17 protein-coding genes are annotated in these 25510 nt (G+C 65.2%); 6 read left to right on the plus strand and 11 right to left on the minus strand.

Going from position 1 to position 25510, the window contains the following annotated elements; translation table 11 throughout:
- The first annotated feature begins 599 nt into the window (after positions 1-599).
- Both CXY70_RS02940 and CXY70_RS02945 read left to right on the plus strand, forming a co-directional pair.
- Positions 600-1850 carry a low temperature requirement protein A gene (locus CXY70_RS02940; RefSeq protein ID WP_158250893.1) on the plus strand — a complete coding sequence of 417 codons (1251 nt, stop codon included), beginning with the start codon at positions 600-602 and terminating at the stop codon, positions 1848-1850.
- A 178-nt stretch (positions 1851-2028) separates the two neighbouring features.
- Entirely contained in the window at positions 2029-2406 is a 378-nt protein-coding gene (locus CXY70_RS02945) for an ATP-dependent DNA ligase (protein WP_104190899.1), read from the plus strand.
- 31 nt (positions 2407-2437) lie between these two features.
- On the opposite strand, the gene CXY70_RS02950 is transcribed toward CXY70_RS02945, so the two are convergent.
- The 8 genes from CXY70_RS02950 to CXY70_RS02985 all read right to left on the minus strand — a co-directional run bounded on the left by CXY70_RS02950 (position 2438) and on the right by CXY70_RS02985 (position 15316).
- Positions 2438-4354, minus strand: a complete 1917-nt coding sequence (locus tag CXY70_RS02950; RefSeq protein WP_104190900.1) for an O-antigen ligase family protein — start codon at positions 4352-4354, stop codon at positions 2438-2440.
- Between the two features lie 61 nt (positions 4355-4415).
- Complete coding sequence (locus tag CXY70_RS02955) at positions 4416-5984, minus strand: hypothetical protein (protein WP_104190901.1); 1569 nt, start codon at positions 5982-5984, stop codon at positions 4416-4418.
- A 165-nt stretch (positions 5985-6149) separates the two neighbouring features.
- Positions 6150-8207, minus strand: a complete 2058-nt coding sequence (paaZ, locus tag CXY70_RS02960; protein ID WP_104190987.1) for a phenylacetic acid degradation bifunctional protein PaaZ — start codon at positions 8205-8207, stop codon at positions 6150-6152.
- Between the two features lie 50 nt (positions 8208-8257).
- Complete coding sequence (locus CXY70_RS02965; protein WP_104190902.1) at positions 8258-9151, minus strand: 3-hydroxyacyl-CoA dehydrogenase family protein; 894 nt, start codon at positions 9149-9151, stop codon at positions 8258-8260.
- Positions 9151-10335 (minus strand): acetyl-CoA C-acyltransferase, encoded by a 1185-nt coding sequence (locus CXY70_RS02970; protein ID WP_104190903.1) that lies wholly within the window; start codon positions 10333-10335, stop codon positions 9151-9153. Before CXY70_RS02970 ends, CXY70_RS02965 begins: the two co-directional genes overlap by 1 nt.
- Before the next feature lie 143 nt (positions 10336-10478).
- Complete coding sequence (locus CXY70_RS02975; protein ID WP_104190904.1) at positions 10479-11726, minus strand: hypothetical protein; 1248 nt, start codon at positions 11724-11726, stop codon at positions 10479-10481.
- Between the two features lie 64 nt (positions 11727-11790).
- Positions 11791-13035: an amidohydrolase family protein gene (locus CXY70_RS02980; RefSeq protein ID WP_104190905.1), complete on the minus strand. Its 1245-nt coding sequence runs from the start codon at positions 13033-13035 to the stop codon at positions 11791-11793.
- A 187-nt stretch (positions 13036-13222) separates the two neighbouring features.
- Positions 13223-15316, minus strand: a complete 2094-nt coding sequence (locus CXY70_RS02985; RefSeq protein ID WP_104190906.1) for a DEAD/DEAH box helicase — start codon at positions 15314-15316, stop codon at positions 13223-13225.
- Positions 15317-15575: 259 nt separating this feature from the next.
- On the opposite strand from CXY70_RS02985, the gene CXY70_RS02990 reads away from it, so the two are divergent.
- Positions 15576-16037, plus strand: coding sequence for a GNAT family N-acetyltransferase (locus CXY70_RS02990; protein ID WP_104190988.1), 462 nt, complete (start codon positions 15576-15578; stop codon positions 16035-16037).
- 96 nt (positions 16038-16133) lie between these two features.
- Here CXY70_RS02990 and CXY70_RS02995 read toward each other — a convergent pair whose 3' ends face one another.
- On the minus strand, positions 16134-16904 hold the full coding sequence (locus CXY70_RS02995; RefSeq protein ID WP_104190907.1) for an IclR family transcriptional regulator: 771 nt from the start codon (positions 16902-16904) through the stop codon (positions 16134-16136).
- A 203-nt stretch (positions 16905-17107) separates the two neighbouring features.
- Between CXY70_RS02995 and hutH the strand changes: the two genes are divergently transcribed.
- Both hutH and CXY70_RS03005 read left to right on the plus strand, forming a co-directional pair.
- Entirely contained in the window at positions 17108-18634 is a 1527-nt protein-coding gene (gene hutH / locus CXY70_RS03000; RefSeq protein ID WP_104190989.1) for a histidine ammonia-lyase, read from the plus strand.
- A gap of 225 nt (positions 18635-18859) precedes the next feature.
- Entirely contained in the window at positions 18860-20422 is a 1563-nt protein-coding gene (locus tag CXY70_RS03005; protein WP_104190908.1) for a M23 family metallopeptidase, read from the plus strand.
- A 47-nt stretch (positions 20423-20469) separates the two neighbouring features.
- On the opposite strand, the gene CXY70_RS03010 is transcribed toward CXY70_RS03005, so the two are convergent.
- Complete coding sequence (locus CXY70_RS03010; RefSeq protein WP_104190990.1) at positions 20470-23580, minus strand: efflux RND transporter permease subunit; 3111 nt, start codon at positions 23578-23580, stop codon at positions 20470-20472.
- Between the two features lie 52 nt (positions 23581-23632).
- Here CXY70_RS03010 and CXY70_RS03015 point away from each other — a divergent pair, with 52 nt between their 5' ends.
- A complete protein-coding gene (locus tag CXY70_RS03015; RefSeq protein WP_199183359.1) occupies positions 23633-24256 on the plus strand; it encodes a YitT family protein in 624 nt (207 codons plus the stop codon).
- On the opposite strand, the gene CXY70_RS03020 is transcribed toward CXY70_RS03015, so the two are convergent.
- Entirely contained in the window at positions 24253-25413 is a 1161-nt protein-coding gene (locus CXY70_RS03020) for a M20/M25/M40 family metallo-hydrolase (RefSeq protein WP_104190910.1), read from the minus strand. The two genes, CXY70_RS03015 and CXY70_RS03020, sit on opposite strands and share 4 nt — an antisense overlap.
- Between the last annotated feature and the right edge of the window lie 97 nt (positions 25414-25510).

Below are 25510 nucleotides of genomic sequence, written 5' to 3' on the forward strand. Positions count from 1 at the left end.
CTGTTGAGTTCTCAAGGATCGGACACCCCGACTTCAGGCCCTACTGGGCTGTCGCTCCGGGGCAACTTGTCTAACTTACCCCTCCGACCAGACCCTGTCAAATCGAAGAAACACCCAGTTTCAAGCGCCAAAAAGCGATCAAAACCATGCGACTCGACCAACTCAGGAACAGCAGGAGGGAGGCTTACAATCCTAGCCCAACACACACGCTCTACGCACCTATAAGATACGTCAAGAACTGCGAGTTGTTTTGACTAGAAGACGGTCCCACGTGAGGCCGAAAAGCACTGCGGCTTTTCGCACCTTTGGGGTACGTATAGATACATTACGGTCCCTGCACCCACCCGTCAAAACGCCCCCCACCCGGGCGTGTCGCGTGTTCGCATCCGCTCCCCCACCAGCAAAAGCCGGCCCGTTCAGGCTCGGCGCAGGTACGGCAACCCGGCACACAATTGATCACGCGCCCATCCTGCACCGGGGACCTTCGGGGCAAGGCAAACCCTGATAGAACATCGCCCCTTCCCGAAATATGAGTCCAACCCACAAATGGGTTGGAAAATGAATGGGCGAACGCGGGGGGTGCCGGGCAGAATAAGGGCGTGAGCCGATCAGAGAACAAGACGCAGCAGCATCCGCTTGAGCATCGCGCGTGGATCCTGCGCCTCGGTTTTCGACGCAGCCTCTTGCGGCCGGAGGATTCCGAACGCAGTGATCGGGTCACCTACATCGAGTTGTTCTTCGACCTGATCTTCGTCTTCGCGCTCACCCAACTGTCGCGATACCTGTATGCCAACCAGTCCTGGGTCGGGGCGCTGGAGTCGATCATTCTCGTGCTCGCTCTGTGGTGGCTGTGGGTGTACACGACCTGGGTGACGAACTGGCTCGACCCGGCCAAGCTTCCAGTGCGCGGCGTCGTTATCGGACTCTCCCTTATCGGCCTTGTGATCAGCACGTCGATCTACGATTCATTCGGCGATCAAGGGCTGGTTTTCGCCATCGCCTATGTTGTCCTTCAGCTGGGCCGCACCGTCTTCATGGTGCTCGCCCTGGCCCGGCATGATCCTGCTCTGCACGCGACCTTCCTGCGTATTCTGCTATGGCTCTCGGTCGCGAGCGTGTTCTGGATTGTCGGGGCCCTTATGCCCCTGTCTATCCGGCTGCCGGCCTGGCTGATCGCACTGGCTATCGAATACGGCTCGGCGAGCCTCGGGTTTCGCATTCCAGGATTGAAAGCGCCGGGCGTTGATGACTGGGATGTCTCCGGGCCCCACATCGCGGAGCGCAGCGCCCTGTTCGTGATTATCGCCGTCGGTGAGTCCTTCCTGGTGACCGGGTTTGCATTTGTCGACCAGGAGGCCTCCGCTTTAGGGATCTTCGGGCTGTTCCTCGCCTTTGTGAACGGGGTGGCGATGTGGTGGCTCTATTTCGATCACGGGGAGCAGGCCGGGAGCAAGTCGATTTCAGCATCGAGTGAGCCCGGCCGCATTGCTCGGCTGGCATATACGTATGTGCACGCGATCATCATCGCGGGAATCGTACTGACCTCGGTCGCCGACAAGTCGGTGCTCGAGCACCCCGAGGACGCTATGACGCTTCCTGTTGCCGTCACCCTCGTTGGCGGCCCGCTGTTCTATCTGGTGGGGCTGCTGCTCTTTCGCTGGATTGTCACACGCACCGTGCTCGTATCGCACCTGATCGGGGTCGCGCTGCTCGCTCTGGCCGGTACGGCGTCAGCGGTCATGACTCCACTCGGGCTGGGCGCGGTGACCTCGGTCATTCTGGTCACCGTCGCAGCGTGGGAGACCATCACGCGGGTTCACGCCGGTACGACCGACGACGACGCCGGCTGAGCGAATGCCGGGCCCACCTTAAGAACCCGGGCCCAGTTTAGAACCTGGGCCCGGGGACGGGGCCCAGGCCCCGAACGCAGCGAGTGCGGGGCCAATGGGGTCGTTCGACTCTACTGTTGCGCCCGCCCAACCGAGATACTGAAATAAGCAAGGTCGCTGAAACACAAGGAAGGCAATCATGGGTTCTCTTACGTATGACCGCGTCGTCGTGGAGGTCGATGATCGCATCCTTGCGCACCTGCAACTCGTGATTGTGCAGAAGCTGCGCCGGGGCGAAAGTTTTCTCCTGTCCTGGCAGGATTCCCCATCGGTGGGGTCTGGTCGCAGCTCTGTCTGGCTAAACCAGGCCATCCCGCTGTATTTCAAATACGTGGGCGGACACGCAGCCACGCTGAATCGACAGTGGATCGAGGACCTCAGCCGCTCGGCCAACAGTGCCCAGGGGCTCGTGATCGTCAGTGAGGCGGGTTCGCTGCCAGTCGCCACTTTGGCAGCGCGTCCGAAGACGACAATTGACGCGCGAACGACCGCTCACACCGACACAGTCTTGACCTAGTCCAGTGATTTAAAGGTGCGGGCCTAAGCGCTCACTCATTCAGCAGCATCTCCTCGAGCTGCAGGGCCATATCGTTCGTCGGGTCGAGTGCGAGGGCGCGCTCGACCTCACGGCGTGCACCGTCCGTGTCGCCACTCGTGTAGAGCACGATCGCGTTCTGGACCGCGATGGTGGGGTCCATCGGGGCGAGTTCGACGAGGTCGACGAGGGTTTTCACGGCACCAGGTGCATTACCGTCGGCAAACTGTCCGACCGCGAGCGCACGTTCGGTCGTCGCTGTGTGGGGAAGAGCTGCTCGCGAACGCTCAGCCCAGTGAACGGCCAAGGCCGCGGCTCCAGGCACACGGGCATCCGCTGCAGCGGCAAACGACTGGGCGGCGATGCCCGCGAGGTCGGCGTCCCACGGGCGGATGGCATACGCCGCGTCAAAAGCACTCTCGGCGGTCTGAATGTCACCGCGGGCCGCATTCGAGACGCCCGAGGCCAGAGGGATCTCCGCGCTGACCAGAATGACTAGCCAGATTGACCAGGCGCCAAGAAGAACAGTGCGTGCGACCGTCGCGGCCAACCGCGGCGAACCGCGCCGCATTCGAACCCGGAGCCCAGCATCCGGCGGGCTGGTTACGAGGACTCCCAGCAGAAGAGCGGCCACGATGGTGGTTGATGGGGCCGTGAAGTGCGTCAGCAGAGCGACGCCGAATCCGCCGAGCGCTGCGAGCGCACCGGCGAGAACGTCGCTGCGGGCAGCATCCGCTGGGACCAGACCGCTGATCGAGCGCCGTGCCGCGGCCGATAATGGTGCGGGGACGCACAATCGTCGCCAGGAGCGCAGGCCGACCACCGCGGCAGTGACGAGAAGGCCGCCGACCACGGCGAAGAGCGGTATTCCGCCTGCCAGAAGTACTTGGATGACCCAGTTGTGCGGGGAGTCCAGCACTGAATCACTCGTGGAGTTGCGGGAATTGGCGTTGAGGAACCCGCTCACGCCAACCCCGAGCGGACGCTCAGCGAGCACATCGGCGGCGTCGCTCCAGAAAACGAATCGGCCCTCAAGGGATTGGGTCGAGAGCGGGCTCGCACCGAGCAGGCGACTACGCGTGAAGGGTACAGCCAGCGCACCGCCGATGAGGACCACCCCCGCGAGGGCGGTGAGCCCGACGAGGCGCAGTCGCCGCCGGGCCGTTGACCGCACGATTTCGAGAACCATCAGGATGCCGAGCACCGCTACGGCAGCGAGCAGTCCCGCCCGAGATGCGCTCACGATGACGGTCACTGCCGCGAGCAGCAAAGCCGTGCTCAGCCAGGCTCGCTCTGCGAGCGCTTTTCTCGGTTCGGCCCATACCCGCAGTACGGGGAGAATGAGCATCGCGCAGAAAATGGCTCCGAGCACGCCCTGGTCGGTGGCATTCCCGGTGAGGGACCCCGGTCGTGCCAGGTCCGTTGCGATGGGTCGGGCTCCGGCTGCTTCGAGCAGCGAGACCAGGCCGAGGGCGATGGCCGCCGTCGCGATGGCCCGAACCAGCGTGCGTAGGGTATTTGTTGGAGCGGCCGGGCCCAGTAATCGTGCGCCGGTCCACACCGCACCGAAGTAGACCGGAAGCGTGACGAGGCCCTCATACCGCGGCCAGCGACCCCAGAGCTGCACACCGGGAGCCGCCGAGATCAGCACGCTCAGCAGGGCAACGGCGAGAGCAGCGGATGCCGCAGCCACAAACCAGCGCGGCAACCGTCCCCGGGCAACCGCCACGGAGGCGAGGACGACGGCAATGGCTGCGAGTGCGTCTTTCGGTAGAAACCAGCGCACGAAAGCGTCGGGCAGAAAGAAGATCGAGGAGGCCACGAGCAGCCACAGCCCTACCGTTGCCGCACGGCGCCGACCCGGCGGAACCGGGACGGATCTCGGCGCTCCGCGCTGCGGCATCCGCTTGGCGGGGACCGTTCTGGACATCACAAAGCGGCCCTCGGCGGAAATATCGTCGAAGGCCGCTGGTTAGTGCAGGTGCGTGAGGCTATTTCAGCGCCGAGGCGGTGCGGCGACGCGCGGCGACGGTCAACGCCAGGCCACCGAGCACCATGAGGGCCAGTGCGAGCCAGCCCGAGGAGATGTCAGCACCGGTCGAGGCTAGTGCTGCGGTCGTCGTGACAACCAGTGCGGCGGAGGTGTACGAGACACCGGCTTCGTCAACCAAGACGACGTGGTGGGTGCCGGTTGGGAGCCCCGTCGGCATAGCAAAGCTGCCGCTGATGCTGCCCCGGGCATTGGCCGTGAGGGTACCGAGAAGCACCGGGGTTGAGTGCAGCCAGATGTCGACGACCTCAAAGGGCTTGAAGCCCTCGCCGGTGATGGGAATGCTGGCGCCGACCACAAGGATCGCGGCCGGCGTAGTCACGCGATCGCTTTTTGCTCCAACGACGGAGGCGGGGGTCGGGCTTCCGGTCACAGCAAGCTCGGAGGCTGGCACTGTCGTCGGGGACGCAGTCGGGGTCGGGGTCGCAGTCGGGGACGCAGTCGGCTCAGGCGTGGAAGTGGACGCCGGTCGCACATACGTGGTTTCAGCACTTGTGAACGACCGGGATTCGTATGCTGCTGCGGTACCGGTCACGGTGACCTTCAGCCTGTTTGCCGAGTCCCCTTCGGTGATCGCGTACGTGCTGTCGGTGCCAATAACGGTGCCATCGAGGCGGGTCCACGCGTAGGTCAGGGCGGTGTCAGACGGCACCCACGCTCCGCTCGCGGCAGTCACGGTTTGTCCGACTTGCGCCTCACCGGTGATAGTCGGGACAATACCGGTGACGGGAGGGAGTGATCCGTCCGAGACCAGCGTGGCGTCTATTCCCGCCCTTCGCGCCGCCGTTGGCAGGGCAATAACGGTGGCGGATGCCAAATCCGACGCGTTTTCGTAGTAGGTGGGAACGAGTCCTACTCCCGAGCCGTGCGTGCCAAAACTGACTTTGTAACTGCCAGCGGCCATTGAGCCCAGCGAGTAGTTGCCATTGGTATCCGTGTAGGCAAACGAGTCACCGGTCTCGCTCATAGGGTGCCCCGTGACGACGAGATTAACGGCGGGTGAGACAACCCCGTTTATGTTCTTGCTCACGGTACCGCTGATCGCGCTGCCCGGAGTGAGAGTCATGTCCCGAACGACGTTTTCGGACCCAATGGTGAAGGTCCCCGAGTCGGCCGAGATGAAACCAAGCTCGTCAAGGCTCGGCGGGTAGTAGACGTTGAAGGATTCTGGTCCGGCACTCATATTTGGCAGCGTGAAATGCCCGCTGGAATCAGTCTCGGTAAAGCGATCAGATAGACGACCGGTCAGGATGTACGCCCCCTCGAGCGGGATCGGCCCGTTGACTGTTTCGCCGTAGATCGTTCCCGAAAGAGTGGGCGCAACCGGAGTTTCGACGACTACAGCTGGCTCACTGGTCGGGTCCGCTTCTACCGCGGTGGCCGGCGCCGCCGCGAGGGCCCCGAAGGTTAAGACGGCCGCTACTGTGAGAGCGACCGCGAAGCTGCGCTCTCGGATGCGGGTGAAGAAGTTCCCCATGATGACCTTTGATCTGGTGCGAACGTCGGTCATGGCTGCATGCCCAAACGTGCGAAGCAATGCTCCCCTACGTTGACCCTATGTCATGCAACAATTATCCAAGTCAGTTTTCGACGAACCCCGCTACCCCCTTACGGGGCTCTGAGTTAGTCGTGCACCAGCGCAGTTCGCGGTCCCGCAGGTCGAGCAAAGTGCTGCCTAGTGCTTGGCGACCAGGGTGAGCACGTCGTAGGACGCGACGAGTTCGTCGTTCTGGTTGGTCAGCACGGCATCCCAGCGCACCTCGCCGTACTCGTCAGTTTCGCGCGGTGTGATCTGCTTCGCAGTCAGCGCGACACGGATGCTGTCGCCGGGCGAGACCGGCGTGACAAACCGCAGGTTCTCGAGGCCGGAGTTCGCGAGAACCGGCCCGGGCGCCGGATCGACGAACAGGCCGGCTGCCCACGAGACCAGCAAGTAGCCGTGTGCCACCCGGCCCGGGAAGAACGGGTTGGCCGCCGCCGCCGCTTCGTCCATGTGGGCGTAGAAGGTATCCCCGGTGAACTGGGCGAAGGTCTCGATGTCCGCCAGCGTCACCGTGCGTGAGCCCGAGACGATCTGGTCACCGATCACGAGTTCAGCGAGGCTCTTCCGGAACGGATGCGTGGCGCCGGCTCGCGCAGATGCACCCTGGTGCCAGATTCCAGTGATGGCCGTGAGCATCTCGGGCGAACCCTGAATGGCGGTGCGCTGCATGTGGTGCAGCACCGCACGGATGCCGCCGAGCTCTTCGCCGCCGCCGGCCCGGCCGGGGCCGCCGTGCACGAGCTGCGGCACCGGTGATCCGTGCCCGGTGGAGGTGCGTGCATCGTCGCGGTCGAGCACGAGGACGCGACCGTTGAAGGCGGAAATTCCGGTCATTAGGGCGACGGCAACCTCGGGATCGTGGGTGGCGATGCTGGTCACGAGCGACCCGCCGCCCCGCCGCACGAGGGCGATGGCCTCGTCAAGGGTGTCATAGCCGAGCACGCTCGACACCGGGCCGAAAGCCTCGACCTCGTGTACGGCGGCGGCCGAGGCGTCGTCGAAGCGCAGCAGTAGCGGCTCGACGAAAGCGCCATCGGGAGCGAGCGCGGTCGTGCCGTCTGCGTGCAACACGGCGGGGGCATCCGTTCCGCCGACAACCAGCAGGCCGCCGGCGGCCTGCAGGCGGGCTACCTGCTTGAGCACCTCGAGGCGCTGCGCGGTCGAGGCGAGCGGGCCCATGGTGACGCCCTCGGCGCGGGGGTCGCCGAGCACAATGCGTTGCTTCACGCGTGCTTGCACTGCCGTGACCACGTCGTCCATGGCCGCGCGCGGCACGATAACGCGGCGGATGGCGGTGCACTTCTGTCCGGCTTTGACGGTCATCTCGGTGACGACCTGCTTGACGAAAGCGTCGAATTCGGGGGTTCCGGCAACGGCATCCGTTCCGAGAACGGAGGCATTGATCGAGTCGGTCTCATTGGTAAAGCGCACTCCCCCGGTCTGCACCGAGTCACTCGCCCGCAGCTTTTCGGCGGTCGACGCAGATCCGGTGAAGGCGACGAGGTCGCCGAGGCGCACGTCATCGAACAGGGTCGGCACGCTGCCGGAGACGAGCTGCAGCGAACCCTCCGGCAGCAGACCGGAGTCTGCCAGGATGCGAACGAAAGCCTCGGCGAGGTAGCCGGAGGGGGTCGCGGGCTTCACCACGGTGGGCACACCGGCCAGGAAGGCCGGCGCGAACTTCTCGAGGGCGCCCCAGACCGGAAAGTTGAACGCGTTGATCTGCACGGCCACACCGGGCAGGCGCGAGTAGATGTGGCGGGCAATGAAGGAACCGTCCTTGGAAAGCGGCTCGACCGGCCCGTCAACGTACACGCGGGCATTCGGCAGCTCCCGGCGGCCCTTCGATGAATAGCTGAACAGCACGCCGATGCCGCCGTCGATGTCGACCCAGGAGTCCACCTTGGTGGCGCCGGTGCGGCTCGACAGCGCGTAGAGCTCCGGTTTGCGCCCGGTCAGCAGCAGTGCCATCTGCTTGAGCAGCACGGCACGCTGGTGAAAGGTGAGCTCGCCGAGCGATTTCTGGCCGACGCTGCGGGCGTACTCGAGCGCGGCGGCGAGGTCGAGGCCCTGGGTGCTGACACGAGTGACGACCTCACCGGTCGAGGCGTCACAGACGTCGACGGCAGCGGATGCGTCGGTGGGGGTCCACCAGGCGCCCTGGACGTAGCTGGGCAGAATGGTCGTCATGAGTTCTCCTTCATGCTGCGTGCGGGGTGCAGCCTCGGTTTGGGCGGCCATCAGGCTTCGTCCCAGTGGTAGAAGCCCTGGCCAGACTTGCGGCCGAGCTTGCCCTCGGCCACGAGCCGGCGCAGCAGCGCCGGCGGTTCGAAACGGGCGCCGAGCTGCTTACGCAGGTACTCGGCGATGCCGAGACGCACGTCGAGGCCAACCAAGTCGGTCAGTTTCAACGGCCCGACCGGATGCTTGTAGCCCAGCATCATCGCGGCATCAATATCCGCAGCGCTAGCGACGCCCTCCTCCAGCATGCGGATGGCCTCAAGCCCGAGGGTCACTCCGAGCCGGGACGAGGCGAAGCCGGGCGCGTCACTGACGGTGATGGGAGTTTTGCCGAGGGCGAAAACCCAGCTCTGGGCATCCGCTACCAATTCGGGTGAGGTAGCGCTGCCGGTGACGAGTTCGACCAGGTTCGAGGCGGGCACCGGGTTGAAGAAGTGCAGGCCGAGAAAACGCGCCGGGCGCGCAAGCTCGTCGGCGAGGTCGTTGATCGAGATCGAGGAGGTATTGCTCGCGAGGGCGGCCTCGGCCGAAAGTTGGGCCTCGACCTTTTGCAGGGCCTCTATCTTCTGCGCGCGCACCTCTGGAACGGCTTCGACAACGAGTTCCCGGTCGCTGAACAAACCGAAATCGGCGCCAACGACGAGACGAGCCGTAAGTTCCGGGCGGGTTTCACCGGTTGCACCGCGGGTGATACTCGCGTCGACGGCGCGCAGCACCCGCTCGCGGGCGGCCGTCGCCTCGGTGTCATTGCGTTCGACGAGGGCGACGTGGGCTCCGGCGAGCAAAAAGGCGTGCGCGATGCCGGCGCCCATGCGACCGCCGCCGAGTATGCCGACGCGATCGGGAACGCCGCTTTCACCGCGATCACCGAGCTCAAGTTCAGATACAGACATCAGACACGCTCCAAAATAAGGGCCGAGCCCTGGCCCACACCCACACACATGGTGGCCAGGCCGTGCTGGGCGTTTTCCCGCTCCATGCGGGCGAGCAGGGTGACGACGAGGCGAGCTCCGCTTGATCCGAGTGGATGCCCGAGCGCTATCGCGCCGCCGTCGCGGTTGACGATTTCTTCATCGAGGCCCAGGCGGCGGATGCACGCGATCGACTGGGTAGCGAAGGCTTCGTTGAGCTCGATCGCCCCGAGGTCAGCGATGCTCAGGCCGCTGCGATCGAGGGCACGCTGGGTGGCGGCGACCGGGCCGAGGCCCATGATCTCCGGGGCCAGGCCCACGCTGGCGCCGACCACGATTCTGGCGCGCGGCGTGAGGCCGTACTTTTTCACGGCCTCACCGCTTGCCACGAGAACCGCGGACGCGCCATCGTTGAGCGAGCTCGCGTTGCCGGCCGTGACGACCGAACCGCCGGCAACAATGGGCCGCAGAGCGGCGAGGCCCTCGAGGGTGGTGTCGCGACGCAGGCCCTCATCAACGAGCACCTCACCTTTTTTGGTGGGTACACCGACGATTTCATCGACGAAGTGGCCGGCGTCGATCGCGGCGGCGGCGCGCTGGTGGCTGCGGAGGGCGAAGGCATCCGCTTCTTCGCGGGTGATACCGTCGAGCTGGGCGACCTCCTCGGCGGTCTCCGACATGGAGAAGGTGGCCTTATCGCGGGCGGCGAGTTTGGGGTTCACGAAGCGCCAGCCGATAGAGGTGTCGAACTGGGCGCCGGGCTTGGCCCAGGCACGGTCGGGCTTGGCCTGCACCCAGGGGGCGCGGGTCATCGACTCGACGCCGCCGGCAATCATGAGGTCGGCGTCGCCGGCGCGAATAGCCTGGGCGGCCATGGTGATCGCCGACATGCCGGAGGCACAGAGCCGATTGACGGTGATTCCCGGTACGTGGTCTGGCAGTCCGGCGAGCAACCCGGCCATGCGCGCGACGTTGCGATTGTCTTCGCCAGCCTGGGTGGCGGCACCGAAGATGATCTCTTCGATGAGTCCCGAATCGATGCCGGCGCGGCGCACGGCCTCGCCGACGACGAGCGCGGCGAGGTCATCGGGTCGAACCGCGGCCAACGCACCACCGTAGCGGCCTACGGGGGTGCGTACTCCTCCAACGAGGTAGGCCTCAGCCATGTTTATCTCCTGACGACGGTGTCTGCGGGTACCTGCGGGAACGTGGAATAAATTACCGACCGTTCGGAAAGTAATTCTGGCAGACGGATGCTCGCGCGGCAACTCCCGAATTCTGGTCGTTGCGACGCGAACGTCCGCGCCGACTAGATGGTCTGCACCAGAATCGACGCCACCACGATCGACGCCGTCGTGACCGTGGTGAAACCGCCTACGAGCATCGGCGTAATCAGCTCGTCAAAAATTGCCTTTTGCTCTTCTACGTCGCGCCCTACGGAGCGGCTGATTTCCTGGCAGAGAATGTAATCCCCCGGAAAACCAAACAGTGCCGTCAGAGCTACGGGGATGCCCTTCAACGGGTCCCATTTGAAAAGTTTTGAGGCGATCCACCCTCCGGCGATAATGCCAATTCCACCAACACCGAGAATTAACAGCACGGGCCAGAACGCCTGCATCATGTCGTTCCAGGTGACCGCGCTCATGCTCGCAAGGACGACGACGATAACCGTGGCCATGGCGAGTCCGAAAGCATTTGCCTGCTGCATTGCTTTGGGCGGGAAAACTCCGAGCACGTGGCCAATAATCCCGATTGCCAGCGCCCAAATTCCATAGTTGACACCGGTGAGCGATCCCAGCCACGTGGCCAAGCTTCCGGAAGCTAGTAACAGCATCAGAATGATGGTCGGTTCCTGAAAGCGTTCCGGCAGCAGCTGAAATTTTTTCGCTGTCACGATGGTCGTGCGCACCTTCAGGTTCGTGGCAAGCGCGGTGCGCGCACCCACGGCGCTCGCGCGATCGCTGCCATCACGGGCACTCAATGTGTTCGAATCTGATGCGGCGGCCGGTTGCAGTTGGCCGCCGTCACGAAGTTTCACCGCGTACTTACGGAGAAGAATATTCGCGAGCGGCATGCCGATGAGGCTTTGCATGCCTAAGACGAGGGCGGGGATGACGACGAGATGGTTCAGGCCCAACTCCGTCAGGCGATCAGCGGTGATGATGTACGCGAGGATGCCCCCCGTCACCGGCCCGGCGCCCGCCACGGCTGTGGCATAGCCGAGAATCGGCGACACGACCAGGAGGATCAGCCCCGCACCGAGAACGATTCCAAGCAGCGCGATCAAGATTGCTTTGTATTGCGAACGGAGTTGATTGATCGGTATCAGCGTGCCCATATGTGTGATGACGGCCGCCACCAGAAGCGACCCCACGGCCGCGAACGCCGAGTTCGGGATCAGGTCGGCCGGAAGTACGCCGGTCCAGATAAGCACGAGATATCCGACGAAGATAATCAGCAGGGAAGGTATCCATGCTTTCGAGAGAATGGAAATCACCTCGCCGACGGCGAGGAGCAGGATAATCACCGTAGCGACATAAATGGGTTGATCTAACATGAATCCAGGTCTTTTCTTCTCAGCACTGAGCGAAACGGTCCGACATGCAGCGATGCGAAATCGCCTAGACGGGGAACTGGTTTCGGCCGTCCTTCCACACCTGGTCGATCATGGTGGGGAGAGTTGCGAGTTGCTCGACGGAGTCGAGGCGAGCGTTCAGGATCACGGCGTCTGCCACATACGACGGAGCTAATCGCCCGACGGATCCGAGGGGCGTGATGAGTTCTCCGGCCACCGACGTCGTGGCGGCGAGTACCTGCTCGAGCGTCATGCCCACCCCGGCGAGCAGGGCTAACTCCTGTAGGTTTTCGCCGTGCACGCCCACCCCGGAATCGGTGCCCATGGCGATACGCACACCGGCGGTGACTGCTCGTCTGATGGATTCCCGGTGAATGTCAATGACCTGATGAGCTTTCGCGATAACCAGCGGCGAGAGTCCGCTCTGTCCCGTTGCGGCCTTGCGAATCACAGCCTCCGGTGCGGCGAGGGTGGGAACGAGGTACGCGTTCTTCTCCAGGAAGAGGGCGATGGCTTCGTCGTCGAGATAGATTCCGTGCTCAATCGTGCGCACCCCCATCCGGAGGGCGTTTTTGATTCCGGCGGCTCCCTGCGCGTGCGCCATGACATATTTACCCTGCGCTTCGGCCTCCTCCACGATGACCCGAATCTCGGTCTCGGTGAATTGCGAGTGCCGCGGATCATCCGTCGGCGAGAGCACGCCGCCGGTCGAGCAGATCTTGATTTGGTCGGCGCCGGCCCGAAGCATGCGCCGAGTGACCTTGCGCACTTCTTCGACTCCGTCCGCGATTCCGCTTGGACGGCCGGGGTGTGAACCCATGGTTGGGGACTCCGCTCCGGAAGGCTGCCAGAAGTCCGCGTGTCCGCCGGTTTGGGACATGATGCTGATTGCCAACCGCAGGCGCGGACCCTTGATCAGTCCACTGTCAACGGCAAGCTTGGTGCCCAGATCGGCGCCGCCAGCGTCGCGAGCCGAGGTGATTCCGGCGCGCAGGGTGGCTTCGAGATTGCGAACTGATTCGTAAAACTGCAGGGAGAACGGTTCGGTGAAAGCCTGAAGTGATCCCGGGTTCGAGGTTGTGGAGTGGATGTGCAGGTCGATCAGCCCGGGCAACACCGTCTTGCCGGTGCAATCGATCACGCTGGCGTTCGCAAAAGCCGGGTCAGATCCGGCCTGCGGGCCGACCGCCGCGACAGTGGGTCCAGTGAAGACAATGTCCGTCGGCTCGGGAAGGAACCGTTCGCCGTCAAAAACATGGGCATTCTGGAAAACAGTTGAAGAGACAGTCATGAGGACCTTTCAGTGGGTGCCGGCGGGGCGACCGGGGAGCCCATCGGCTGCTTCAGTGCAGCCGATCCTCGGGCATTTCCCCCTGGTGCCTACAACTGATCGTGCCCCTAATGGGAAAGAAAACAAAATGGGCACCCACCGAACGGTGGATGCCCATTTTGGCTACAAGCGAATGTGCGAATTGATATTAGATGTTGGCGAGTTCGCGTACAGCCGCGTCACCGGGGGTAGCGGAGGTGTAGCTCGCGTCGATCTCGGCCCGGTCGAGCAGCTCGTCCATGCGGCGCTTGCGCTGCTTGGGGATAAGCGTCACGACGGTTCCGGTCTTGCCGGCGCGGCCGGTGCGTCCCGCACGGTGCAGGTACGTCTTGTACTCGTCGGGGGCGTCGGCCTGGATGACCAGGTCGATGTCGTCGACGTGGATTCCGCGAGCAGCGACATCCGTTGCGACGAGCACATTGACCCGGCCGCTCGTGAGCATCTGCAGGTTACGGGTACGACGAGCCTGGTTGAGGTCACCGTGCAGGCTCGTGGCCTTGACTCCGGCGTCCTCCAGCTGGTCAGCGAGCTGCTCAGCGTAGGCGCGGGTGCGGCTGAAGATGAGCGTCTTGCCCTCACGGTTGACGAGCTCTTCGATGATGCGGCCCTTGTCGCGGTGCTCGATGACGAGCACGCGGTGGTCGATGGTGGAGGAGGCCTGGTCTTCGCCGGCAACCTCGTGCACGGCCGGGTTGGTCAAAAATTCTTTGACCAGCGAGGCAACGCCCTTGTCGAGGGTCGCGGAGAAGAGCAGCTTCTGGCCGCCGGCTTTGGTCTGGCGCAGGATGCGCTGCACCGGTTCAAGGAACCCGAGGTCGCACATATAGTCGGCCTCGTCGAGAACGGTCACAACGACTTCACTCAGGTCGAGGCGACCCTGGTCGATGAGGTCTTCGATGCGGCCGGCGGTACCGATAATGATGTCCACGCCGCGCTGGAGTGCGCTGACCTGGCGGTACTGCGGAACGCCGCCGTAGATCTGGGTGGTGAAGAGGCCGACGCTGCGGGCAATGGGCTGCACGGTGCGGTCGATCTGCAGGGCGAGCTCACGGGTCGGGGCCAGGATGAGCGCGCGAGGCTTGCGGGCCATCTTGCGGTCCTTGGCACCGTTGTTCTCCATCAGCTTCTCCACCAGGGGAGCGCCGAAGGCGATGGTTTTGCCGGATCCGGTCTTGCCACGGCCGAGCACGTCGCGCCCGGCGAGCACGTCGGGGATGGTCGCAGCCTGGATCGGGAACGGTGACGGAGCGCCGAGGGCGGCGAGCTCGCGCACGATGTTCTCGCCGAGACCCAGGTCGCCGAACGTCACACCGACGACATCGGAGGCCGTCGTCGCGATGGCTTCGAGACGCTCGAGTACAACGTCGTCGCCACCGGCGAAGGTCGGCTTGGCGCCGTTTTCGCTGCGCTTCGGGTAGAACTTGCTGTCGCCATCGTCGGAACGGGTCGGACGGTCGTTTCCAAAGTCACGACGGGGCGGGCGGTCGTCGTTCGAGCGGCGCGGGGCGCGATCGTCGAAGCTGCGCGGGGCGCGGTCGCCATAGGACGGACGTTCCGTACGTGCCGGACGCTCATTGTTGTAGGCCGGACGATCCGTGCGCGGGGCACGGTCGCCGTACGACGGACGCTCCGTACGGGCCGGACGATCATTGTTGTACGCCGGACGATCCGTGCGCGGCGCACGGTCGCCATACGACGGACGCTCCGTACGGGCCGGACGATCATTGTTGTACGCCGGACGATCCGTGCGCGGCGCACGGTCGCCATAGGACGGACGCTCATTGTTGTAGGCCGGACGGTCAGTGCGCGGCGCCCGGTCGCCATAGGACGGACGCTCGGTACGGGGAGCGCTGTTGCGGTCACCATAGGAGGGACGCTCGGTACGCGCCGGACGGTCGTTGTTGTAGGCCGGACGATCCGTGCGGGGACGATCGTTATTGTAGGCGGGACGTTCGTTGCGCTCGCTGTTGGTACGGCCGCCGTTTTCGGGGCGAACGGAACGCGAGCCGTAGGCTGGGCGCTCGCTCGAGGGCCGCTCGTTCGAACGCGCGGCGCGCTCGTCGGCGTTCCAGCGCTGCTTCTTGGGCGCGCCCTCGTCAGCGCGATAACCGCGGTGTCCGGGGCTCTTGCTGCCGGCGTTGTTGGAGCCGCCGTGGCCCGGTCCACCCTTGGAGGCGTACTTGGGATCAAAGTTCTTACCGCCGCGACCGACGGAGGAGTTGTGCGAATTGCCTTGAGGCATAAAAATATCTCTGGGTTGTGTTCAGTACATGGCAGAACAACATCGCACGTGCGACGTAACTGAGAACCCGAGCAATCTTGGTCGGGGCCGTTCACATACAGTGATTTTTCACCAGCGGATTACTGGGAAACCGGCCCAACTTGACTTACAAACCCATCCGCGCACAGCGCGGTGTCAAGAGCCGACTTATCTACATTACCCGATGCATCCTGAAAAGTCACGCAGCGGGGCACACATTGCCTCGCTCTATTCTGGTGACATGACCATTTCGATCAGTATTGAGCCACCCCGGCAGGCCGACGTCGAGGCACTTCTCGCCGCCGGCACCGTTTTCGCGTACTCCTTGTACCCGGTGGAGAACACGTTTCTGCTCAGCACCGACGAACTCGAGCGTCCCGGCGTCGACGTGTACGTGGCTCGCGACGCGCTCGGCAACGCCTGCGGCATGGCCGCCCTCGTTCCGCTCGGTCCCGATACCTGCGCTGAATTGAAGCGACTGTTCGTGCACGCAGAGGCTCGGGGCCGCGGTGTGGCCGGCCGCCTGCTCGACCGCATCGAAGCGGATGCCGCTGGCCGCGGCATCCGTTCTCTCGCGTTGGAAACGGGCACGCTGCAACACGCGGCGATGGCGTTGTACCGCGGGCGCGGCTACGAGCAAATCGACCTGTTCGGCCCGTATGTCGGCGAAGAACTCAGCGTCTGCTTCGCGAAAAGCCTGTAACCGCTCGCGGCACTCGTTGAAGAAGCTGGCACCCTGAGGAACGAGTGCCCGTTTCTTTAGGGAGTGCCGCGAGGCGCGGCGGTGCCCGGCCACGCCTCAGCGCGGGCGGCCGCCGATGCGACTGGACAGTTCTGCGGCCGTCGCCGCCACAATCTGGGCGATCTCCGGCCAGTAGGCCTCGGCGAACCGGTCGTGCGCGAACGTCACCGCGATCGCGGCGGCCGGCCAGCCGGCATGGTCGCGCACGGCGAGCGCGACCGAGGCAATGCCGGGCGTGATCTCACCGTCTTCGGTGGCGTAGGTATCCGTTCTGACACGATCAAGCACGGCCCTCAGCTCGAGCTTCGTGCGCGGACCCCGGCCGTCGCGTTGTTCGAGGCCCGAGGTCGGGAAGAGCGCACGCAATTGGGCTGCGGGCAGGGCTGCGAGCAGGGCGCGTCCGCTCGCGGTGAGGTGGGCGGGCAGACGCACCCCGATATCGGAGACGAGGGAGGGGCGATGTGCGGCACGTTCCTCGACGAGGTAGATGACGTCGCGTCCGTGCAGCACGACGAGGTGTGCGCTCTCCCCCAACCGGTCGACGAGCTTGGCAATCAGCGGGCGGCCGAGCCTGGAAAGCGGTTCCTGCCGACTGAACCCGGAGCTCAGCTCGAACGCGGCGACGCCGAGCCCGTAGCGGTGTTCCTCGGGCAGGTGCACGACGAACCCCTGGGCCACGAGCACGTCGAGCAATTGGTAGACGGTCGAGCGCGGCAAGTCGAGGGCGCTTGCTACCACGGCCGCCGGCGTCGGCCCACGCTGCGCGGCGAGGTGTGCCAGCACGCGCAGAACGCTTTGGGCGGCCGGAACCTTGGACGGTGCTTTCATGGCAGGTCCTCGTCTGCGCTGGCGCTGGGCCGCCTATCTGCACATGTTCCGTATGCGTTCAAAGCGGATGCCTGTCCGGTATCCCGGACAGTTTCCATGATATCGGCGTATCGCCCACCTCGGCGCGGGTGTGCAATCAAAGAATGACCATCGCGACTTCCCCCGGCACATCCGCGCACGGCCCGAGCGGGGCATCCGCTGGCATGGGTGTCGTCATCGGCACCGCCGCGCTCACTTTTTCAGATGTCATTGCCGTCGCGCGCCACAACGCGCGCGTGACGCTCGACCCGGCAAGCCTCACGCAGGTCGCTGCGACGCGCACGATCATCGACGCCCTCGCCGCCGATACCGAGCCGCACTACGGCATCTCCACCGGATTCGGCGCCCTCGCGACAACGTTCATCACGCCCGACCGGCGCGCCCAGCTTCAGGCGAGCCTCGTGCGCTCGCACGCCGCCGGCAGCGGCCCCGAGGTGGAACGCGAGGTCGTGCGCGCTCTGATGCTGCTGCGCCTGAGCACCCTGATGACGGGTCGTACCGGCGTGCGGCCCGCCACCGCCGAGACCTATGCCGCCGTGCTGAACGCAGAGATCACTCCCGTCGTGCACGAATACGGCTCGCTCGGCTGTTCCGGCGACCTCGCCCCCCTCGCCCACTGTGCCCTCGTTGTGATGGGCGAAGGCCAGGCGCGCGACGCAACCGGTGTTCTGGTCGGTGGCAAAGAAGCCCTGGCCGCCGCCGGAATCGCACCGGTCGTGCTCGCCGAAAAGGAGGGCCTCGCCCTGATTAACGGCACTGACGGCATGCTCGGCATGCTCGTGCTCGCCCTCGACGATCTCACGCGTCTGCTCGTAACGGCGGACATCGCCGCGGCGATGAGCGTGGAGGCTCTGCTTGGAACGGACGCCGTCTTCGCGGCTGATCTGCAGCAGCTGCGGCCCCAGCTCGGTCAGGCCGACAGCGCCGCGAATCTGCGCCACCTGCTCCATGGCTCGGGCCTGCTGGCGAGCCATGCCGGCCCGGAAGACGCGTCGGTGCAGGACGCCTACTCCCTGCGCTGCGCCCCGCAGGTGCACGGCGCCGCGCGCGACACGGCCGCCCATGCCGCCCTGGTAGCCGGCCGCGAACTGGCCAGCGCCATCGACAACCCGGTCGTCACCATCGACGGGCGAGTATTGTCGAACGGCAACTTTCACGGCGCCCCACTCGGCTACGTGCTGGACTTTCTCGCCATCGCCTCAGCGGATGTCGCCAGCATGAGTGAACGACGCACCGACCGTCACCTCGATGCGAGCCGCAGCAAGGGCCTGCCACCGTTTCTGGCACACGAGGTTGGCGTGGACTCCGGACTCATGATCGCGCAGTACACCGCAGCCGGAATCGTGTCGGAGCTTAAGCGCCTCGCCGCGCCGGCATCAGTTGACTCGATTCCCTCCTCGGCGATGCAGGAGGACCACGTCTCGATGGGCTGGCATGCCGCGCGCAAGCTGCGCCGGTCGCTCGACGGACTCGGCCGGGTGCTCGCGATCGAGATCATGACCGCCGCCCGATCGCTCGACCTGAGGGCGCCGCTCGCCCCGGCTGCGGCGACCGGAGCGGTGCGCGACCTCGTGCGCACCGTCGCTGGCGGCCCCGGCCACGACCGCTTTCTCTCCCTCGAAATAGAAGGCGTTGCGGGTCTCGTGGCGTCGGGTGCGGTGCGCTTGGCTGCCGGAACCGGATTGGCCTAAGGTTCGGCCAACCTTGTAGCGACCTTGCACAACGCCTCCAACCCGTTGTAAGCATTGCAGTACCGTGCCATACTTGCGCCACGCTGGCCCGCCCGAGCCGCGGAAATCCATTACCCGAATGGATCAGGTACTTCAATGTTGCTACCCGCCGCCCGCTCTCACACCGTTCGGCTTGGGCGAGCGAGACCACGGCGTCGAGTGCCGCGGGGCGCTGAAGGCTGGCTGGTGACAGTCGTCATCATGTCACTCGCACTGTTCGGCGCACCGGTCGCGGCGAGCGCCGACGAGGTGCCCGCCGGCTCCGCCGCGAGCCCGGCACCGATCGCGACGGCGGAGCCGACCCCCGCCGCAACGCCTACGCCTGAACCGTCAACCGCACCCACACCAGAACCAGAACCAGAACCAGAACCAGAACCAGAACCAGCCCTTGAGCCAATCACCAGCCCTTCCCCGCAACCGGAACCAACGCCGACACCGACACCGACACCGACACCGGACATCGATTCCACACCAACGCCGACCCCGCCCCCAACGGAGGAGCCCGCGCCGGAACCGAGTGATGGCCCCATCCCGCCGGTGTCTGAAACCCCGCAACCAACCATTGAACCGACGGTCGACCCAACCCCGGGCGCACCCACCGATTCCGTGGCGGCGGCAGAAGCAGCAGCCGCGACATCCGCGCAGGCGGCGGCCACCGCCCGGGCAACTGCTGCACGAGCGCTCGCCGAACAGCGTGCCGCGGCAGATCAGGCTGTAGCGCAGCGCGCTTCCGCCCAGGAACTCAGCGTGGAACGGGCCGCAGCGTTGGCGACAGCCCTCACTCGCTCGCAAACCACGCAAGCCGCGCTCGACACCGCTCGCGACGACCTGGAAGCAACGCGAGCAAGTCAGACGATCGCGCAGGGCCGCGCCGCTCTCGTTCATCGGCTAGCCGTTGAGGCCTCGCAGCAAGCGAGCGTCTCCAGCCGCAGCTTCGCCGTGCTCGCACGCAAGCTCGCTCAACAACAAAACGGTGCTGGAATCGCCGACGTCTTTCTCGGCGGGCACTCGCTGGGCAACGTGCTCGACCAGCTCAGCACGCTCGACCAGCTGGACCGCGTGACCGACAACATCGAAACGATCAAGGCCGATGCCGAAACTGACCAGGCGCGAGCAGTGAAGCTAAGCCAACAGGACGCTGAAACGCGCGCTGCTGCGAGCTCAGTGCCGGTCGACGCGAGCCAGGCGACACTCGACGCGGCCTCGATCAACTTCGAGGCCGCGGGTCTGGCGCTGGTCGCCGCGGCATCGCAGGCGGCGAACGCTGCAGCAACGCTGGCCGCGCTCGATGTGCGGCCGATCATTCGCACCGACGTCGGCCAGCTCAGCGCGCAGGGTTGGGCCAACCCCGTGCACGGTGCCATAACGGATACCTACGGGCCACGCCCGATTCGCCCACTCCCCGGAGTCGGCGCGTTCCACTACGGCACTGACATCGGGGCGAGCTGCGGAGCCCCTGTTTTCGCCGCCACCGCCGGAATCGTGCGGGCAGCGGGCTCCGTGGGCAGTTACGGCAATTGGATTCTGCTCGACCATGGGGAGGGTGTGCAGACGGGCTATGCGCACCTCGCCAGCGGTGAAACCTCGGTCGCTGCCGGTGATCGGGTCACCGCCGGCCAGCAGATTGGCAGCATCGGCAACACCGGTCTGTCCACCGGCTGCCACTCCCACGTCGAGGTTCGGGTCGACAGCGTGTGCATCGACCCGCAACCATTCTTCCTGAATCGCGGCGTCGTTCTCGGCGGCTAGCTGGTCCCTGAATAGCCAGGGCGGGACAGGGTGTGATTCGGCCGAGTTCAGTCGATTCGACGCAGCGCCCGCCGCTCCCGAGCGCCCTCGACCAGCAGGTACAGCACCGGCAGCACAATCAGCGTCAGCACGGTCGACGATACGAGCCCGCCGATGACGACGAGGGCGAGCGGCTGCGAAATGAATCCGCCATGGCCGGTGAGGCCGGTTGCCATCGGCAGTAGGGCGAAGATGGTAGCGAGCGCCGTCATCAGAATGGGCCGCAGCCTGCGGCTTGCGCCGGCAACCAGGGCGTCAGGCACCGACAGGCCGCGCCGCCGGTACTGGTTGACCAGGTCGACCAGCACGATGGCGTTGGTCACCACGATCCCGATCAGCATGAGCACCCCGATCAGGGACGGCACGCCCAGCGGAATGCCGGTCGCAACCTGGAGCGCAATCGCCCCGGTCGCCGCGAACGGCACCGATACGAGCAGCAGCAGCGGTTGCAGCAATGACCGGAACGTTGCCACCATCACGATGTACACGATGAGAATGGCCACGAGCATGGCGACGCCGAGCTGCTGAAACGCCTCGGCCTGGTCGGCGCTGACCCCGCCGAGCGTAGCGGCAGCCCCGGTCGGTAGCTTCGTGTTATCGAGCATCTGGCTCAGCTGCGCGTTCGCCGCGCCCAGGTCGTCGCTCGCAGGGGTTGCTGAGACGGTCGCCGTGCGCAGCCCTTTCGTCGTAGTGAGGGTGCTCGGCCCCTCGACCTGTTCGACGGTCGCGAGGGTATCCAGGGCCACCGATCCGGTGCGGGTCGGAATCTGCACGGCTGCGAGATCAGCGGATGTCGTCGGCGGCGACTCCGATGACAGGTACACGGTCAGGTTGGTCTCGTCGATCACAATCGATCCAATGGCGCTTTGCTGCATGGCCTGCGACACGAGCGTGCCGAGAGCAAATTCGCTCAACCCGGCAGCAGCTGCGGCCTTACGGTCAACCGTGACGGCCAGGTATGGCAGCGAGGAGGCGAGAGTGCTCGCGCTCTCCCTGATGGCGGGGAGTTTCTGCACCGCGCTGAGAATGGACGTCGTCGCGGCCTGAAGGTCGGCATCCGTGGCCGCTGTGATATCGACGGCGATGCCGGAGGAGGCCCCGAAACCGCTCGCGGCAGCCACCGAGATCTCGCCCACGTCGCCCAGTTTGGCGAGGGCAATGCGCGCGTGGTTTTGCACCGCATCGGCGTTGGCACCGTCGGCGGTGGTGATCAAATAGGTCACAGCGCTGGAGGTGGGAGCTCCGCCGCGGAAGGCGCTCGCTGCGCTTCCACCGCCGATCGACAGCTGCACGGTGTCGATGCCGTCGAGGCCCTGCAGCGCGGTCTCGACCGAAGCGGATGCCACATCCTGCGCCGCGAGACTGCTGCCTACCGGCAGCGTTTGCGTCACCCGAAAGGTGTTCTGCCCGGTTGACCCGAGAAAGTTGATCTTCATGAACGGCACGAGCGCGGCCGTTCCGCCGAGCACGAAAACGGCCAGCAGCAAGGTCGCGACGGCGTGAGTTAGGGTGAACCGGATGACCGGCAGGTAGCCCTTCTGCAGTCGTCCCGGGTTCTCGTCGGCCTCGGCCGCTTCCGACAGCCCGGTCGAAGCGGATACGGCGGCCACGACGGCTTTCGGCGCCCGCAGAAACCAGTACGCGAGCACGGGCACGATGGTCAGTGACACGAGCAGCGAGGCGAGTAGAGCGATCGTCACGGTGAGCGCGAAGGGACGAAACAATTCCCCGGTCGATCCGCCCACAAAGGAGATCGGCAGGAACACCGTGACCGTCGTGACGGTCGAAGCCGTAATCGCTCCGGCCACTTCGCGCACCGCGAAGACGATTGTGGCAGCGCGGTTGGCGCCGGCAACAAGGTGCCGTTTAATGTTTTCAATGACCACGATGGAGTCGTCGACAACCCGGCCGATGGCGATCGTGAGTGCTCCGAGGGTGAGGATATTGAGCGAATAGCCCACGCTCTGCAGGCCGATGAAGGTGATCAGCACCGAGGTCGGAATCGAGATGGCCGTGACCAGGGTCGCGCGCACCGAGAGCAGAAACAGCAAAATCACGATGACCGCGAAGCCGAGGCCGAGCAGGCCTTCCTGGGTGAGCGCATCGATCGACTGCTGAATAAACGGCGCCTGGTCGAACACGACCGTGAACGTGGCCGGCGCGACGGCCGCCTCGAGCTGCGGAAGCATGGCGCGCACCGCCTCGGACACGTCCACGGTGTTCGCCGCAGGAATCTTGGTGACAGCAATGGTCAGAGCGGGTTCGCCGTTTACCCGGGAAATACTCGTGACCGGGTTCTCGACGAGGTCGACAGTGGCGACGTCACCGATGGTCGTGGCTGCGGCATCCACTGTGCCAGTGGCACCGGTCAAACCGGCCGAGCTGGCAATGAGCGGCAGCGCCGCGATATCGTCGACCGACCCAAGCCGCGAGCCCGCCTGCACTGACAGGGTCGTATCCCCCTCGGTGATCGCGCCGGCCGGAATCAGCGACCCGTTCTGTTGCAGCGCCGACGTGATGTTTTGCGCGCTGAGCCCGCGCGCGGCGAGCTCAGCGGCGTTGGGTGTGATCGTGACCCGGCGTCCGACGTCGCCGACCAGGGCGGCGGCGCGCACGCCAGCTACGTCGCGAATGTCGCCGAGCACGCTGCGTTTCAGTTCGTCGGCGAGCGCCGCGGTATCGCTCGACGCGACCGCGAGCGAGATCACCGGAAAATCATCGATGCTTCCGCTGATCACCTGCGGGTCGACATCGGCCGGCAGCACGTTTTTTATGCGGTTGATGGCTTGGCCGATGCGGGATTCCGCCTTGACCAAGTCGGTGCCGTACGTGAAGGTGGCGCTCACCAGCGATGAGTTCGTGTCGCTCGTCGTCGACGTCGTCTCGAGGCCGACGAGGCCCTGAATGGCGGTCTCGATCGGGGTCGACACGTCGTCGTTGACGACCTGCGGCGACGCCCCCGGGTAGCTCGTCGACACGAGCAGCTGAGGAAGCTGCAAAGACGGAATGAGCTCCTGCTTGAGCCCGGTCAGGGCCAGGCTGCCGAACACGGCCGCCACAATGGTGATGAGGGCGATCAGCGCCCGGTTCTTCATGCTCACTACCGCGAGAAAATGCACCAACTTAGTATGTCAGTGCACACAGACGGTCCGACCTTTAGACTAAATCTTCGTGACTCGTCGACTGATCCAATTGCTGATTGGCCTCTTCCTCTACGGAATCGGCATTGCGCTGATTGTGCGTGCTGGAATTGGCGTGGCCCCCTGGGATGTGCTGACCCAGGGCATCGACAACCACACCCACCTGGGCTTCGGACTGATCACGATTCTCTTGAGCGGGGTGGTGCTGTTGTTGTGGATCCCGATTCGGCAGAAGCCCGGTGCTGGAACGCTGCTGAACGCCGTACTTGTTGGCCCGGCAGCGGATGTTGGCCTGTGGCTGATTCCCGCCGACCTCGATCTGTGGGCGCGCATTCTGCTCTTCGCCGCGGGGCTGCTGCTGATTGCGGTCGCCACCGGCCTCTACATCGGGTCGCACTTTGGCCCCGGCCCGCGCGACGGCCTGATGACCGGTTTGCACGAGCGCACCGGATGGAAGATCTGGATCGTGCGTACCGGCATCGAGGTAATCGTGCTCGGCATCGGCTGGGCGCTCGGAGGCAACGTGGGAATCGGCACCGCACTCTTCGCCGTGCTGATCGGTCCCCTCTGCCAGCGCACGATCCCTCTCTTCGCGATCAAACGCCCCGTGGGCACCGTTCGTGCGGCCGATCCCGCCCTCACTACGACCCTCTAGCTGGGCCTACAGAATTCGGTGATCGTGCCCGTCAGAATGTCGGCGAGCGCGAGCACCGACTGGGCGTCGGCCCACTCGGTGTCGGCGTGCAGGCCCTCGCCGTCGGCACCGAACACGACGCAGGGTATGCCGGCTTCGAGAATAAGTCCGGCGTCGGTCCAGAACGGTTCGCCGCGGGTGGCCGCCGGGCGGCCGAGCACTCGTTCGGCATTGCCGGACAGCGCACGCAGGATCGGCCAGTGCGGCTCGGCCTCGAAGGCAGCGCGGGCCACCAGTCTGGTCAGCGTGAACTGGAACTGGGGTTCTTCAATGGCCAGCTCGGTGAACAGGGCACGCAATTCGGCCTCGACGCTGTCGGGTGACTGGCCAGGCAGCATCCGTCGTTCCAGCGTGAGTATGCAGCGGGCCGCGACGGTGGCGGCATCGTCACCACCGGCAATTTTCGACACCCGCACCGCGCCGTGGCCGAGAGTCGCGTGCGCCGGGGCAGCGTTTAACCGTTGACGCAGGCCGTCGAGGGCGCGCAGGGCCAGGCCGGCGTGCCAGATGGCATCGACGCCGAGCTCTGGCTGTGAGCCGTGCGCGGCGAGGCCGGTCAGCTCAAGTTCGAACCAGGCGAAGCCGCGGTGCGCTGTGGTGAGTTCGAGGCTGCTCGGCTCGACCACCAGGGCGGCGTCGGCGCGAAAACTGCGCAGCACTTCCTCGGTGCCGATGCTCCCGAATTCTTCATCGGCGACCAGCGTGACGATCACGTCCCCGGCCAGTCCGTGCGCGGATGCCCGCGCCGCCGCCACGAGAATGGCCGCGAGCCCGCTCTTGGTATCGACGGCCCCGCGCCCGTACACCCGGCCGTCACGGAGATCACCGCTGAACGGGTCGCCGGCGTAGGTTGCGACGCCGACCGTGTCGAGGTGGGCGTTGAGCATGATCGAGCGGCCGGTGCCGGTTCCACGCTTCACGCCGACGACCGACGGGCGCCCGGGAGTCTGCTCCAGCACCGAGACGTCGAAACCCTGCCGGCGCAGCCAGTCAGCGCACCAGGCCGCAATCTCGGCCTCCCCGGCGGCCCCCGGCACGAGGTCGGGGTTCACCGAATCGATGCGCACGAGCTGCTGCAAGATCGCGACGGGATGAATCTCAGGGGGTAGACGGGTCATTCCTTGAATCTAGGCCCTCTCGCGAAAGCGGGTACGTCGCTGCTTCGCAGGTGCTCCAGCAACCATTTGCCCGCTCTCCCGAAATTGGGCGCTGCCC

Origin of the sequence: Cryobacterium sp. Y82, assembly GCF_002929495.1 — a bacterium.
Classification (GTDB): Bacteria; Actinomycetota; Actinomycetes; order Actinomycetales; family Microbacteriaceae; genus Cryobacterium; species Cryobacterium serini.

What these genes read in the sequence shown, in the direction of transcription:
- CXY70_RS02945 (WP_104190899.1), top strand. Translation starts at nt 2,029, where the DNA reads ATGGGTTCTCTTACGTATGACCGCGTCGTCGTGGAGGTCGATGATCGC.
- CXY70_RS02950 (WP_104190900.1), bottom strand. Translation starts at nt 4,354, where the DNA reads ATGTCCAGAACGGTCCCCGCCAAGCGGATGCCGCAGCGCGGAGCGCCG.
- CXY70_RS02955 (WP_104190901.1), bottom strand. Translation starts at nt 5,984, where the DNA reads ATGACCGACGTTCGCACCAGATCAAAGGTCATCATGGGGAACTTCTTC.
- paaZ (WP_104190987.1), bottom strand. Translation starts at nt 8,207, where the DNA reads ATGACGACCATTCTGCCCAGCTACGTCCAGGGCGCCTGGTGGACCCCC.
- CXY70_RS02965 (WP_104190902.1), bottom strand. Translation starts at nt 9,151, where the DNA reads ATGTCTGTATCTGAACTTGAGCTCGGTGATCGCGGTGAAAGCGGCGTT.
- CXY70_RS02970 (WP_104190903.1), bottom strand. Translation starts at nt 10,335, where the DNA reads ATGGCTGAGGCCTACCTCGTTGGAGGAGTACGCACCCCCGTAGGCCGC.
- CXY70_RS02975 (WP_104190904.1), bottom strand. Translation starts at nt 11,726, where the DNA reads ATGTTAGATCAACCCATTTATGTCGCTACGGTGATTATCCTGCTCCTC.
- CXY70_RS02980 (WP_104190905.1), bottom strand. Translation starts at nt 13,035, where the DNA reads ATGACTGTCTCTTCAACTGTTTTCCAGAATGCCCATGTTTTTGACGGC.
- CXY70_RS02985 (WP_104190906.1), bottom strand. Translation starts at nt 15,316, where the DNA reads ATGCCTCAAGGCAATTCGCACAACTCCTCCGTCGGTCGCGGCGGTAAG.
- CXY70_RS02990 (WP_104190988.1), top strand. Translation starts at nt 15,576, where the DNA reads ATGACCATTTCGATCAGTATTGAGCCACCCCGGCAGGCCGACGTCGAG.
- CXY70_RS02995 (WP_104190907.1), bottom strand. Translation starts at nt 16,904, where the DNA reads ATGAAAGCACCGTCCAAGGTTCCGGCCGCCCAAAGCGTTCTGCGCGTG.
- hutH (WP_104190989.1), top strand. Translation starts at nt 17,108, where the DNA reads ATGGGTGTCGTCATCGGCACCGCCGCGCTCACTTTTTCAGATGTCATT.
- CXY70_RS03020 (WP_104190910.1), bottom strand. Translation starts at nt 25,413, where the DNA reads ATGACCCGTCTACCCCCTGAGATTCATCCCGTCGCGATCTTGCAGCAG.